This is a genomic window from Streptomyces sp. CHD11, assembly GCF_018638295.1.
In the GTDB taxonomy this organism is placed as follows: domain Bacteria; phylum Actinomycetota; class Actinomycetes; order Streptomycetales; family Streptomycetaceae; genus Streptomyces.
The window spans coordinates 321,407-333,388 of sequence record NZ_JABTTS010000010.1 but is presented as its reverse complement, the minus strand read 5'-3'; the positions used below and the strand labels follow the sequence as shown (position 1 = coordinate 333,388).

12 protein-coding genes and 1 riboswitch are annotated in these 11,982 nt (G+C 72.3%); of the genes, 3 read left to right on the top strand and 9 right to left on the bottom strand.

Going from position 1 to position 11,982, the window contains the following annotated elements:
* Nucleotides 1-75: 75 nt before the first annotated feature.
* The 7 genes from HTV45_RS14450 to HTV45_RS14420 are packed head-to-tail and all read right to left on the bottom strand — an operon-like array spanning nucleotide 76 to nucleotide 4,829.
* On the bottom strand, nucleotides 76-546 hold the full coding sequence (locus tag HTV45_RS14450; RefSeq protein ID WP_215206139.1) for a PH domain-containing protein: 471 nt from the start codon (nucleotides 544-546) through the stop codon (nucleotides 76-78).
* 20 nt (nucleotides 547-566) lie between these two features.
* The gene (hisG, locus tag HTV45_RS14445) at nucleotides 567-1,430 is read right to left on the bottom strand and encodes an ATP phosphoribosyltransferase (protein ID WP_215206138.1); all 864 of its coding nucleotides are present in this window, start codon (nucleotides 1,428-1,430) and stop codon (nucleotides 567-569) included.
* A gap of 49 nt (nucleotides 1,431-1,479) precedes the next feature.
* Complete coding sequence (locus HTV45_RS14440; protein WP_215206137.1) at nucleotides 1,480-1,752, bottom strand: phosphoribosyl-ATP diphosphatase; 273 nt, start codon at nucleotides 1,750-1,752, stop codon at nucleotides 1,480-1,482.
* A 34-nt stretch (nucleotides 1,753-1,786) separates the two neighbouring features.
* Nucleotides 1,787-2,272 carry a 6,7-dimethyl-8-ribityllumazine synthase gene (ribH, locus tag HTV45_RS14435; RefSeq protein ID WP_215206136.1) on the bottom strand — a complete coding sequence of 162 codons (486 nt, stop codon included), beginning with the start codon at nucleotides 2,270-2,272 and terminating at the stop codon, nucleotides 1,787-1,789.
* Nucleotides 2,273-2,293: 21 nt separating this feature from the next.
* Nucleotides 2,294-3,580: a bifunctional 3,4-dihydroxy-2-butanone-4-phosphate synthase/GTP cyclohydrolase II gene (locus HTV45_RS14430; protein WP_215206135.1), complete on the bottom strand. Its 1,287-nt coding sequence runs from the start codon at nucleotides 3,578-3,580 to the stop codon at nucleotides 2,294-2,296.
* Nucleotides 3,577-4,218 (bottom strand): nicotinamide mononucleotide transporter family protein, encoded by a 642-nt coding sequence (locus tag HTV45_RS14425; protein WP_215206134.1) that lies wholly within the window; start codon nucleotides 4,216-4,218, stop codon nucleotides 3,577-3,579. Before HTV45_RS14425 ends, HTV45_RS14430 begins: the two co-directional genes overlap by 4 nt.
* Nucleotides 4,215-4,829, bottom strand: coding sequence for a riboflavin synthase (locus HTV45_RS14420; protein ID WP_215206133.1), 615 nt, complete (start codon nucleotides 4,827-4,829; stop codon nucleotides 4,215-4,217). The genes HTV45_RS14425 and HTV45_RS14420 overlap by 4 nt, the downstream gene beginning before the upstream one ends.
* A gap of 144 nt (nucleotides 4,830-4,973) precedes the next feature.
* A riboswitch (FMN riboswitch) is annotated at nucleotides 4,974-5,104 on the bottom strand.
* Between the two features lie 224 nt (nucleotides 5,105-5,328).
* Here HTV45_RS14420 and HTV45_RS14415 point away from each other — a divergent pair.
* On the top strand, nucleotides 5,329-7,659 hold the full coding sequence (locus HTV45_RS14415) for a chitinase C-terminal domain-containing protein (protein WP_215206132.1): 2,331 nt from the start codon (nucleotides 5,329-5,331) through the stop codon (nucleotides 7,657-7,659).
* Nucleotides 7,660-7,874: 215 nt separating this feature from the next.
* Nucleotides 7,875-8,633, top strand: a complete 759-nt coding sequence (locus tag HTV45_RS14410) for an SDR family oxidoreductase (RefSeq protein WP_215206131.1) — start codon at nucleotides 7,875-7,877, stop codon at nucleotides 8,631-8,633.
* 222 nt (nucleotides 8,634-8,855) lie between these two features.
* Here HTV45_RS14410 and HTV45_RS14405 read toward each other — a convergent pair whose 3' ends face one another.
* Nucleotides 8,856-10,034: an ROK family transcriptional regulator gene (locus HTV45_RS14405; RefSeq protein WP_215206130.1), complete on the bottom strand. Its 1,179-nt coding sequence runs from the start codon at nucleotides 10,032-10,034 to the stop codon at nucleotides 8,856-8,858.
* Between the two features lie 211 nt (nucleotides 10,035-10,245).
* Between HTV45_RS14405 and HTV45_RS14400 the strand changes: the two genes are divergently transcribed.
* Entirely contained in the window at nucleotides 10,246-11,451 is a 1,206-nt protein-coding gene (locus HTV45_RS14400; protein WP_215206129.1) for an MFS transporter, read from the top strand.
* On the opposite strand, the gene HTV45_RS14395 is transcribed toward HTV45_RS14400, so the two are convergent.
* A complete protein-coding gene (locus tag HTV45_RS14395) occupies nucleotides 11,411-11,869 on the bottom strand; it encodes a thioesterase family protein (protein WP_215206128.1) in 459 nt (152 codons plus the stop codon). The two genes, HTV45_RS14400 and HTV45_RS14395, sit on opposite strands and share 41 nt — an antisense overlap.
* Nucleotides 11,870-11,982: the final 113 nt, after the last annotated feature.

The window sequence follows — 11,982 nt, the reverse complement described above, 5'->3', positions numbered from 1 at the left end:
GGCAGGTGGACGGCCCCGGTGCTTCCTCCGGGCGTCCCCCGGCGGTCCCGCTGTGGCGGCCCGCCGGGAGGTCCGTCAGCCGTCCGCCGTGCCGGGACCGGCCGCGCAGCGGTCCTCGACCAGTGCCCGCAGGGCGCGTGCGTCGGCGACGGCGCGTGCCCGGGCGATGCCCGGCTGGATGCCGAGGGCGGGCATGCTGGTGCCGTCGCTGAGGTCGAGGAAGACCCAGGGATCACCCGCGCGGAGGTTCACCCGAAGGATCTCCGCCCACTCCAGACGGCGCCGGCTCATGATGTTGACGACGGTGACGCCCGCCTCGTCGGCGACGACCTTGGGCCGGGCCAGCAGGAAGAGCACGCCCGCCAGCAGGGCCGCGGTGATCACGAAGCTGGCCCGCTCCCCCGGGCCGAGTTGCTCCAGGAGCAGCGCGACGAGGGTGATGACCGCGAACAGCACGGTGCCGGCCGTGAGCAGCACCGCCCGGGTGCGGGCCGGACGGAAGGTGACGGGCAGGGTGGGCAGCGGGCCCGGCGCGGGTTCCGACATGAAGGTGCTCCGGGTCCCGGTCAGAGGCGGCAGGCGTGGATGGCCGTGGTGAGGATGGCGCGGGCGCCGATGTCGTAGAGGTCGTCCATGATCCGCTGTGCTTCCTTGGACGGGACCATGGCGCGGACGGCGACCCAGCCCTCGTTGTGCAGCGGGGAGACGGTCGGGGACTCCAGGCCCGGGGTGAGCGCGACGGCCTTCTCGAGCTGCTCGACCCGGCAGTCGTAGTCCATCATCACGTACGTGCGGGCGACCAGGACGCCCTGGAGACGGCGCAGGAACTGCTGCACCTTGGGCTCGGCGGTCTCGTCGCCGCCGGCGGTGGCGCCGGTGCGGCGGATGACGACCGCCTCGGACTTCATGATCGGCTCGCCGAAGACCTCCAGGCCCGCGTTGCGCAGCGAGGTGCCGGTCTCGACGACGTCGGCGATGACCTCGGCGACGCCCAGTTCGATGGCGGTCTCGACGGCGCCGTCGAGGTGGACGACGGAGGCGTCGATGCCGTGGTCGGCGAGGTGCTTGGCGACGATCCCCTCGTAGGAGGTGGCGACCGTCCTGCCGCTGAGGCCGGCGACGTCGTTCGCCGTGCCGGGCCTGGTGGCGAAGCGGAAGGTGGAGCGGGCGAAGCCGAGGGGGAGGATCTCCTCGGCTTCGGCGCCGGAGTCGACGAGCAGGTCGCGGCCGGTGATGCCGATGTCGAGCTTGCCGGAGGAGACGTAGATCGCGATGTCGCGGGGGCGGAGGTAGAAGAACTCCACCTCGTTCGTCGGGTCGACGATCCGCAGTTCCTTGGACTCGCGGCGCTGCTGGTAGCCGGCCTCATGCAGCATCTCCCCCGCGGGGCCGGACAGGGAACCCTTGTTGGGGACGGCGATGCGCAGCATGAGGTCGGCTTCCTTCGGTGTGCGGGGGTGCGTCGCGGACGACGGCGGTTTACAGGTGGGCGTAGACGTCGTCGAGGGAGATGCCGCGGGCGACCATCATCACCTGGACGTGGTAGAGCAGCTGCGAGATCTCCTCGGCGGCCGCTTCCCTGCCCTCGTACTCGGCGGCCATCCAGACCTCGGCTGCCTCCTCGACGACCTTCTTGCCGATGGCGTGGACGCCCTTGTCGACCAGCTCGGCGGTGCGGGAGGTGGCGGGGTCGCCCTGGGCGGCCTTCTGCTGGAGCTCGGTGAAGAGCTCCTCGAACGTCTTCTTGGACATGGTGGTCCTTACCCTACGCGCTGACGGGGACTGCTCACCGCCAGGGTTCGGATACCGAACGCAGGCACGCGGCGGTCGCCACGGCCGCGGTGACCGCCTCGTGGCCCTTGTCCTCGCTGGAGCCTTCCAGTCCGGCGCGGTCCAGTGCCTGCTCCTCGTCGTCGCAGGTGAGCAGGCCGAAGCCGACGGGCACCCCGGTGTCCACGGAGACCTGGGTGAGGCCCTGGGTGACGCCCTGGCACACGTAGTCGAAGTGGGGTGTGCCGCCACGGATGACGACGCCGAGGGCGACGACCGCGTCGTAGCCCCGGCCGGCCAGGACCTTGGCGACGACGGGGAGTTCCCAGCTGCCGGGGACCCGGAGCAGGGTCGGCTCGTCGATGCCGAGGTCGTGCAGGGCGCGCAGGGCGCCGTCCACCAGTCCGTCCATCACCTTCTCGTGCCACTGTGCCGCGACGACGGCGACCCGCAGGTCCCCCACATCGCGTACGGACAGTTCCGGTGCACCCTTGCCGCTCACGTCACTCCTCGGTGGTTCTCGTTACTGGTTGCCGCAGGCGGGCACGGTCGGCGTGTCCAGCCAGGGCAGGTCATGGCCCATCCGGTCCCGCTTGGTGCGCAGGTAGCGGAGGTTGTGCTCGCTCGCGGTGACGGGCATCGGCTCGCGCCTGATGACCTCGATGCCGTGGCGGACGAGCGCGTCGGACTTGTCGGGGTTGTTGGTCAGCAGGCGGACGCCGCGGACCCCGAGGTCGGCGAGGATCTGCGCGCCGGCGCCGTAGTCGCGGGCGTCGGCGGGCAGGCCGAGTTCGAGGTTGGCGTCGAGGGTGTCCCGGCCGCGCTCCTGCAGTTCGTAGGCGCGCAGCTTGGACATCAGGCCGATACCGCGTCCCTCGTGTCCGCGCAGGTAGACGACGACGCCCCGGCCCTCGCCCTGGATGCGCTCCAGGGAGGCGTCCAGCTGGGGACCGCAGTCGCAGCGCTGGGAGCCGAAGATGTCGCCGGTAAGGCATTCGGAGTGGACGCGGACGAGGACGTCCTCGCCGTCGCCGAGTTCGCCGTGGACGAGGGCGACGTGCTCGACGCCGTCGACGGTGGAGCGGTAGCCGTACGCGGTGAAGGTGCCGTGGGCGGTGGGCAGCCGTACCTCGGCCTCGCGGCGGACGGTGGGTTCGGCGGAGCGGCGGTAGGCGGTCAGGTCTTCGATGGAGATGATCGTCAGGCCGTGCTTGCGGGCGAACGGGACCAGCTCGGGCAGCCGCAGCATGCGGCCGTCCTCGCCGGCGATCTCGACGATGGCGCCGGCCGGGCGCAGTCCCGCGAGGCGGGCGAGGTCGACCGCGGCCTCGGTGTGCCCGTCGCGCACCAGGACGCCGCCGGGGCGGGCACGCAGCGGGAAGACGTGGCCGGGGCGGACGAGATCCGCGGGTGCGGCGGTGCCGGCCGCCAGCAGCCGGAGCGTGGCGGCACGGTCGGCGGCGGAGATGCCGGTGGTCACTCCGTGGGCGGCGGAGGCGTCGACGGAGACGGTGAACGCGGTCTTCATCGACTCGGTGTTGTCGTCGACCATCTGCGGGAGGCGCAGCCGGTCCAGTTCGTCCCCCTCCATGGGGGCGCAGATCAGACCCCGGCATTCGCTCATCATGAAGGCGACGATCTCCTCGGTCGCCATCTCGGCGGCGATGACGAGGTCGCCCTCGTTCTCCCGGTCCTCGTCGTCGACGACCACGACCGGCCGGCCGGCCGCTATGTCGGCGACGGCCCGCTCGACGGGATCGAGCCGGAGGTCGAGGTCCTCGGTGTCGTAGAGGATCGGTGCCGTACTCATGCCGGCGCTCCTTCCAGGGCGGGCCGCGCGTCGCGGGTGCGCAGCCACCAGTCGCGCAGGCCCCACAGGACCAGTGCGCCGTAGATGACGTAGACGAAGCCGGAGAAGGCGAAGCCGTTGGCGAAGTTCAGCGGGACGCCGACCAGGTCGACCAGCAGCCAGGCGAACCAGAACTCGACCATGCCGCGGGCCTGGGCGTACATGGCGACGATCGTGCCGACGAAGATGTAGGCGTCCGGCCAGGGGTCCCAGGACAGGGACGGGTAGAGGGTGAACAGCCCGCCGACGGCGAGGGTGCCGAGAGCGGCCCCGGCCAGCAGGGTGCCGCGCTCGCGCCAGGTGGCGAACCGTACGGCGATGGAGCCGTCCTGTGCCTGCTGCCGGCCGCGGTTCCACTGCCAGAAGCCCCAGGAGGCGACCAGCATGACGACGAGCTGCTTGCCCGCGCTGCCGGAGAGGTGGGCGGTGGCGAAGGCCCCGAAGAGGACCAGGCCGGAGGCGAACTGGGCGGGCCAGGTCCAGATGGAGCGCCGCCAGCCGAGCGCGAGGGCGATCAGACCGACCACGTTGCCGATCATGTCCGACCATTTGATGTGCTGGCCGAGAAGGGTGAACGCCTCGGAGTTGAGCCAGTTCACCGGGCCGCCCCCGTCCCGGTGACGCGGTCGCCGAGCATCCGCTCGACGTACTTGGCGATGATGTCCACCTCGAGGTTGACCGGATCGCCGGGCCGCTTGCGGCCGAGCGTGGTCAGGGCGAGCGTGGTGGGGATGAGGCTGACGGTGAAGTGGTCGGCTCCGGCGTCGACGACGGTGAGGCTGATGCCGTCGACGGTGATGGAGCCCTTCTCCACCACGTAGCGGGAGAGGTCCGCGGGCAGGGAGATCTTCACGATCTCCCAGTTCTCCGACGGCTCGCGGCCGAGGATCTCCCCCGTGCCGTCGACGTGCCCCTGCACGATGTGGCCGCCCAGGCGGGAGCCCACGGCCGTGGGGCGTTCGAGGTTGACGCGGGAGCCGACGGCGAGGGCGCCGAGGCTGGAGCGGCTGAGGGTCTCCGCCATCACGTCGGCGGTGAACTCGTCGCCCTCGTGCTCGACGACGGTGAGGCAGACGCCGTTGACGGCGATGGAGTCGCCGTGCTGAGCGCCCTGGGTGACGACGGGGCCGCGCAGCCGGAAGCGACAGGCGTCGTCGAGGGTCTCGACGGCGGTGATCTCGCCCAGCTCTTCGACGATTCCGGTGAACACTTCCCGGGTCCTCCTGCCTGTGGGGCACGGACTCCGGGGCTGCCGATGAGAGCAGAAAGTACGAGCGGGAACACCGGGAGCGACGCCGGACGGAGTTCGCCTCGACGGCGAACCGGTACGGCGGCGCGCATGGATGCCCGCCCGCCGCGCACTGCCTCCCATCCGGACTTTAACCGTCGGTCCAGGAATTTCACCTGGTCAACCGGCCGCTGGAAGCGACCGGGTCGCGGACTGTAACCGCCGGTTCGGACTTTCACCGACCCCGGAGTGCGCTGCTACTGGTACAGGGCCAGTTTGCCACGACCGGGCGCCCCGCAGCCGGGCGAGGAGTGTGGGGTGGCTCACAGGCGGCGGCGCCCTGGGCCGCCGGCCGTCAACACCTCCGGCAACTCCCCCCGTTCCGCCGCCTCTTGTACGGACCCAATTGGTCCATACCTATTGACGCTCTGGTCTAGTCCTCTTAGGGTCCGAGCCACCTTCCGTGGAGAGGAACCCCACTGTGCCGTCCCCCTCACGTCCCGGGGCGAGACCCGCGCTGCTCGCCGCCGCCGCCACGGTCGCGGGCCTGCTGCTCACCGCCCTGCCCGCCACCGTCTCGCACGCCGCCGACCAGGAGTCCTGCCGTCCCGACGGCCTGTACGCCACACCGGGTGTCGACGTCCCCTACTGCTCGGTCTACGACCAGGCGGGCCGGGAGAAGATGGGCGACGACCACCAGCGCCGCGTGATCGGCTACTTCACCGGCTGGCGCACCGGCAAGGACGGGAAGCCCGCCTACCTCGCGTCCGACATCCCGTGGGAGAAGATCACCCACATCAACTACGCGTTCGCCCACGTCGACCAGGGCAACAGGCTCTCCGTCGGCGCGGACCGCGCCACCAACCCGGCGACCGGGATGACCTGGCCGGGCGTGCCCGGCGCGGAGATGGACCCGGCACTACCCTACCAGGGGCACTTCAACCAGCTGACCAAGTTCAAGAAGCAGCACCCCGACGTCAAGACCCTGATCTCGGTGGGCGGTTGGGCCGAGACCGGCGGCTACTTCGACGACGGTGGCGACCGGGTGGACTCCGGCGGCTTCTACTCCATGGCGACCAACGCCGACGGCTCGGTCAACCAGGCCGGGATCGACACCTTCGCCGACTCGGCGGTCGACTTCATCCGGACGTACGGCTTCAACGGCGTCGACATCGACTACGAGTACCCGACCACGATGAAGGACGCCGGCAACCCGCTCGACCACTCCTTCGCCAATGCCCGCCGGGCCGGTCTGGTCCAGGGCTACGCGTCGCTGATGAAGACGCTGCGCGAGAAGCTGGACCGCGCGGGCGCGGACGACGGCAGGCACTACCTGCTGACCGTGGCGGCCCCCTCGTCCGGCTACCTGCTGCGCGGCATGGAGACCTTCCAGGTCCAGAAGTACCTGGACTACGTCAACATCATGTCGTACGACCTGCACGGCGCCTGGAACGAGTACGTCGGTCCGAACGCCTCCCTCTTCGACGACGGCAAGGACGCCGAACTGGCCGCGGCGGGGGTCTACACGACCTCGCAGTACGGCGGGATCGGCTATCTCAACACCGACTGGGCGTACCACTACTTCCGCGGCTCGATGCCGGCCGGCCGGATCAACATCGGGCTGCCGTACTACACACGCGGGTTCAAGAACGTCACGGGCGGCACGGACGGTCTGTGGGGCAGGGCGCCCTCGACCGACTGCCCGGCGGGCTCCGGGCTGACCAGGTGCGGCGACGGCGCGACCGGAATCGACAACCTCTGGCACGACCTGGACACCGACGGCAAGGAGTCGCCGGCGGGCTCCAACCCGATGTGGCACGCCATGAACCTGGAGAAGGGTGTCGTCGGCGACTACGTCACGGACTACGGATTCCCGGCCGACACGCGGCTGACCGGCACCTATGCCCGCAAGTACGACCCGACGCTGGTCGCGCCCTGGCTGTGGAACGCCGAGAAGAAGGTGTTCCTGTCCACCGAGGACGAGCAGTCGGTGAAGGCCAAGGCCGACTACGTCGTCGACCGCGGTATCGGCGGCACGATGGTGTGGGAGCTGGCCGGCGACTACGACTGGAACCCGGCCACCGGTCAGTACGAGCCGGGCTCGACCCTGACGACGGCGATGTACGAGGCGTTCAGGTCGGCCTCGCCCTACGGAGCGACGCGCGCGACGACGGAGATGCCCTCCGAGGCGCTGGACATCGGCGTCGACTTCGGGCAGTTCCCGCTCGGCGACTCCAACTACCCGATCAGTCCCAAGCTGAGGATCACCAACAACACGTCGGCGGCCCTGCCCGGCGGCACGGAGTTCCGGTTCGACTACGCCACCTCGGCCCCCGGCAACGCCAAGGACCAGTCCGGATGGGGTACGACGGTGATCCGCTCCGACCACACCGGCGGCAACACGGGCGGCCTCGACGGCGACTACCACCGGGTGGCGCTGAAGCTGCCGGCCTGGCAGTCGCTGGCGCCGGGCGCCTCGGTGGAGCTGGACCTCGTGTACTACCTGCCGGTGTCCACCCCGTCCAACTGGACGGTGACGTTCGGCGGCAGGACGTACTCCCTGGCCGGGGACCTGGCCCGCGGGACCACGGTCGTGGAGCCGGGCGGGGGCACCCCGACGGATCCCCCGACGACACCGCCGGGTGAGGGCGGCGACTGCGCGGAACCGGCCTGGGACGCGGCGACCGCGTACGGCGGGAGCAGTGTGGTCTCGCACGCGGGGCACCTCTGGAAGGCGCAGTGGTGGACGCGGGGCGAGGAGCCCGGCACCACCGGTGAATGGGGGGTGTGGCGGGACCAGGGGGTCTGCTGACCTCCCCACGGACCGGCCCGGCGGTGGTGACGACGGCCCTTGCCCACCGCCGGGCCTCACCCTGCGCGGATGCGTGCGGCGGGTCACCCGGCGAAGCTGAAGAGCGTACGGCACCGTCTCGCACGGCCGAGGTCACATCCGGCGCGGCCGATGCGTCTTGGTCGGTGAGAGGCGCTCCGCCGGGGAGCGCCGGTGTCCGAAGGGGCTGAGACTGCATGACGACCATCCTGGTGACCGGCGGTACCGGAGTCCTCGGCCGGCATGTCACGGAGCGTCTGCGGGCGGCGGGGCACGACGTGCGGGTGCTCAGCCGGCACGCCCCGCCGTACGCCGTGGATCTGCGCGAGGGGGGAAGCGCGCTGGACGCGGCCGTGACGGGCGTGGACACGGTCGTGCACTGCGCGAGCTCACCGCGCGGTGGTGACGAGAAGGCGGCGCGCAACCTGATCGCCGCGGCCCGCCGGGCCGGTGTGGGCCACCTCGTGTTCATCTCGATCGTCGGTGTCGACCGGGTGCCCTACGGCTACTACCGGTCCAAGCTGGCGGTGGAGCGGCTGGTCGAGGAGTCGGGGATCGGCTGGACGGTGCTGCGCGCCACCCAGTTCCACGATCTGGTCCTCACCGTGCTCCAGGCTCTGGCGAAGCTGCCGGTGGTGTTGCTGTCGGCCCGGGTGAAGGACCAGCCCGTCGAGGTCACGGAGGTCGCGGCCCGTCTGTCCGAGCTGGCCCAGGGGGCACCGGCCGGCCGCGTCGAGGACATGGCCGGTCCGGAGGTGCGGACGTTCGACTCCCTCGCCCGCGCCTACCTCGGGGCCACCGGCCGCCGCCGCGCGGTGGTGAAGGTCCCGCTGCGCGGCGCGGCCTACCGGGCCTTCCGCGCCGGGGGCCATCTCGCTCCGGACCGGGCGGTGGGCACGGTCACGTTCGACGAGTTCCTGAGGGAACGGTTCGCCGCGGGCGTCACACAACGGTGAGGGCCGGTGATCGCGCCGGCCCCGGGCGCGGAGGGCGCTGACCGGCCGGCCCCGGGAAGCGCAGCTCCGCTGCCCCGCCGGCCCCGGACAGCGGCCGGGCGACCCGGCACGAGCCGGCTCCCGAGCTCCGGGGACCCGCCCGGGGGCCGGAAGGCACGACGCCCGATGCCGGCAGGGGCCGGGCGACCCCCGCGGCCCGCTCGCGAAGCGATCCCGCCGCCGTCAGCGCCCCGGCGCGCCGAAGAGATCGTCCTGGGCCTGGTCGCGGGCCTTCAGAAGGGCTCCGCGGAGCACCGCACCGCCGCCCAGGGTGCTGGGACATACGTCGGCGGGCAGCGGTGACATCGTCGCCAGCCGCTCGCGCACCCGCGCGGCCAGCGCCTCACCACCCGCCTGTCCGACCTCCCCGCCCAGGACCACGCACCCGGGGTCCAGCAGCGCGACCACCGACGCGACGCCCACCGTGATCCGGTCGGCCAGGGTGTCGAGGAAGGGGCCCCCGGTGGAGACGGCGACGGCCGTCCGTACCGCGTCCGCCGCCTCCGGGGCCGCTCCCCGTTCCGCCGCGATGCCGTACTCCCGCGCCAGGCGGGCGACGGCCGCGGCTCCGACCAGCGAGTGGAAGCCGCCCTCGCAGTCGGTGGCCGACGGCAGACCGCGGGTGCCCGGGACCGGGAGGAAGCCGATCTCGCCCGTGCCTCCGGAGGCGCCCCTGCGCAAGTTCCCGTCGAGGATCACGGCGGCGCCGGTGCCGTGGCCCAGCCACAGCAGGACGAAGGTGTCGCGGTCGCGGGCCGCTCCGTCGCGCTGCTCGGCGAGCGCGGCGAGGTTGGTCTCGTTCTCGACGCTGACCCGGGCCTCGGGCAGGCGTTCCTGGAGTACGGCGACCAGGCGGCGGTGCCACTCGGGCAGGCTGGTGGAGTCGCGCAGTTCGCCGCTCGCCGGGTCGATCAGTCCGGGGGCGCCGATGCCGACGGTGTGCAGCCGGTCGGCGCCCGCCTCCTTCAGCGTCCGCTCCACCAGCGTGGCCGCCTGTTCGACCGCCGGTCCGGTGCCCGTGTCCCCGGTGATGGGCAGGGCCGCCTCGGCCAGTACGCCGCCGACTAGGTCCGACACGACCACGGTGACGCCCTCGGTGCGGACGTCCAGCGCGGCCAGGTGTGCCCGGTCGGCGACGATGCCGTAGAGCTTGGCGTTGGGGCCTCGCCGTTGCTCTCCCGCCTCTCCGGCCACCCCGATGAGACCGGCCGCGGTGAGCCGCTCGACGAGGTCGGCGACGGTGGGCCGGGACAGCCCGGTCAGCTGCTTCAACTGCCCGGCGGTCAGCGGGCCTTCCTGCTGGAGCAAGCGCAGGGCGAGCCTGTCGTTGAGGGCTCTGGCGGTGCTCGGGGATGCGGCCATGCCGGGATCCTTCCAGATCGGCGGGACCGGTCGGCGCCAGGACCGGCGGCGCGGGAGGAACGGGGACGGGCGGCGCGGGAGGAGCGGGAGGAGCAGGGACGGGCGGCGCGGGAGGAGCAGGGACGGGCTCAAAATCCCTTATCCATCAGGCAGGGTTCCTGATAGTTTACGGCGGCGCCTGAGACGACGGACCACCGGGAGGGGCTGGGCGATGAAGCCAGAGGTGTGCGCACCACGCGAGGTGAGGCACGCGCGGTACGCAGTGGCGGCCGTGTTCGCCGTGCACGGCGCGGTCACCGGATCGTTCGCGACCCGCGTCCCGTGGATCCAGGACCACGCGGGCGTGAGCGCCGGCCAGCTCGGCCTCGCGCTCGCCTTCCCCGCGCTGGGCGCGTCCGTCGCGATGCCGCTGGCGGGCAGCGTCAGCCACCGCTTCGGGGCCCGGAACGCGCTGCGCGGGCTGATCGCGCTGTGGACGCTCGCGCTGGTCCTGCCGTCGGCCGCCCCCAGCCTGGTCACGCTCTGTCTGGCGCTGTTCGTCTACGGCGCCACGGCCGGCATGTCGGACGTGGCGATGAACGCGCTGGGCGTGGAGGTGGAGAACCGGCTCGACAAGTCGATCATGTCCGGGCTGCACGGCATGTGGAGCGCAGGCGCCCTGATCGGTTCGGCGGCCGGCACACTCGCCGCCCACCTCGGCACGGACGCCCGGCTCCACCACGCGCTGGCGGCAGGCGTACTGACGGTGGCGGGCGTCACCGCCTGCGCGTGGGTGCTCGATCTGCAGCCCGCCGCGGACGAGGAGCCACCACCGCGGTTCGCCCTGCCGCCCCGCTCGGCGCTGCTCATCGGCGCGATCGGTTTCTGCGCGGTGTTCGCCGAGGGCGCGAGCCTGGACTGGTCGGCGGTCTACCTGCGCGACCAGCTGGAGGCCTCGGCGGGGCTCGCGGCGGCCTGCACCACCGGTTTCACCCTCACCATGGCGATCGCCCGGATCGCCGGTGACCGCGTGGTGGACCGTTACGGCGCGGTGCGCACGGTCCGCGCGAGCGGGGTCGTCGCCGTGCTCGGCGGGGTGCTGATCGTCCTCGCCGAGCACCCCGCGGCGGCGATGGGCGGGTTCGCGCTGATGGGGCTCGGGATCGCGGTGGTCGTGCCGCTGTGCTTCGCCGCGGCCGGCCGCAGCGGCGCCAATCCGAGCCTGGCCATCGCCGGCGTCGCGACCATCACCTACACCTCCGGGCTCGTCGCCCCGAGCGCCATCGGCCTGCTGGCCCAGGCAACCAGCCTGCTGGTGTCGTTCGTCCTGGTGACGGTGCTGTCGTGCGGCATCGCGGGGTTCGCGGGCGTCCTGCGCTCGGGAGACCGCAGGAAGGTCACGCGTCCGGACGCAGCAGTTCCCGAGCCGCGTCCCTGAACGTCCCGCTCCAGGGCGCCGGGCGCAGGGTCGCGGCGTCCAGCCGGACCAGCACCCGGCTGCCCCGGGCGTAGGTGACCGCCCCGTCCGCCGAGCAGAAGCGGAAGCCGTAGGTGAGCCCGGTGGTGCCGAGCCGGTCCAGCCACAGGTGCACGGCGTAGGCGCCCGGACGGGTCACGGGCGCCTCGTAGGTGAGGCGCAGTTCCCTGACCGCGTTGCAGGCGTCACCGGCCGCGGTCCAGTCGCCCTCGAAGCGGACGCCCTTGTCGTGCCACAGCTCGGTCCAGGCCCGCTCGACCAGCAGCGGGTAGCGGGCGTTGTGCAGCAGACCCAGCGCGTCGAGGTCGTCGAAGTGGACGGTCACGGGCATCAGCCGGCCGTGGGTGAGGGCGGGGGCGAGTGTCGCTTCGGCGGTCACGGGTGGTGCTCCTGGGACGTACGGGGATGAGTGCCGCCTACATCGGACGACGGCGCCCGCTCATCCTAAGCAGACGCTCAGCCCCGGCGTTCGGCGCGGTGCCGGCCGCCATC

Coding starts and splice junctions, on each gene's coding strand:
- HTV45_RS14450 (WP_215206139.1), bottom strand. CDS start 546: ATGTCGGAACCCGCGCCGGGCCCGCTGCCCACCCTGCCCGTCACCTTC.
- hisG (WP_215206138.1), bottom strand. CDS start 1,430: ATGCTGCGCATCGCCGTCCCCAACAAGGGTTCCCTGTCCGGCCCCGCG.
- HTV45_RS14440 (WP_215206137.1), bottom strand. CDS start 1,752: ATGTCCAAGAAGACGTTCGAGGAGCTCTTCACCGAGCTCCAGCAGAAG.
- HTV45_RS14430 (WP_215206135.1), bottom strand. CDS start 3,580: ATGAGTACGGCACCGATCCTCTACGACACCGAGGACCTCGACCTCCGG.
- HTV45_RS14410 (WP_215206131.1), top strand. CDS start 7,875: ATGACGACCATCCTGGTGACCGGCGGTACCGGAGTCCTCGGCCGGCAT.
- HTV45_RS14405 (WP_215206130.1), bottom strand. CDS start 10,034: ATGGCCGCATCCCCGAGCACCGCCAGAGCCCTCAACGACAGGCTCGCC.
- HTV45_RS14400 (WP_215206129.1), top strand. CDS start 10,246: ATGAAGCCAGAGGTGTGCGCACCACGCGAGGTGAGGCACGCGCGGTAC.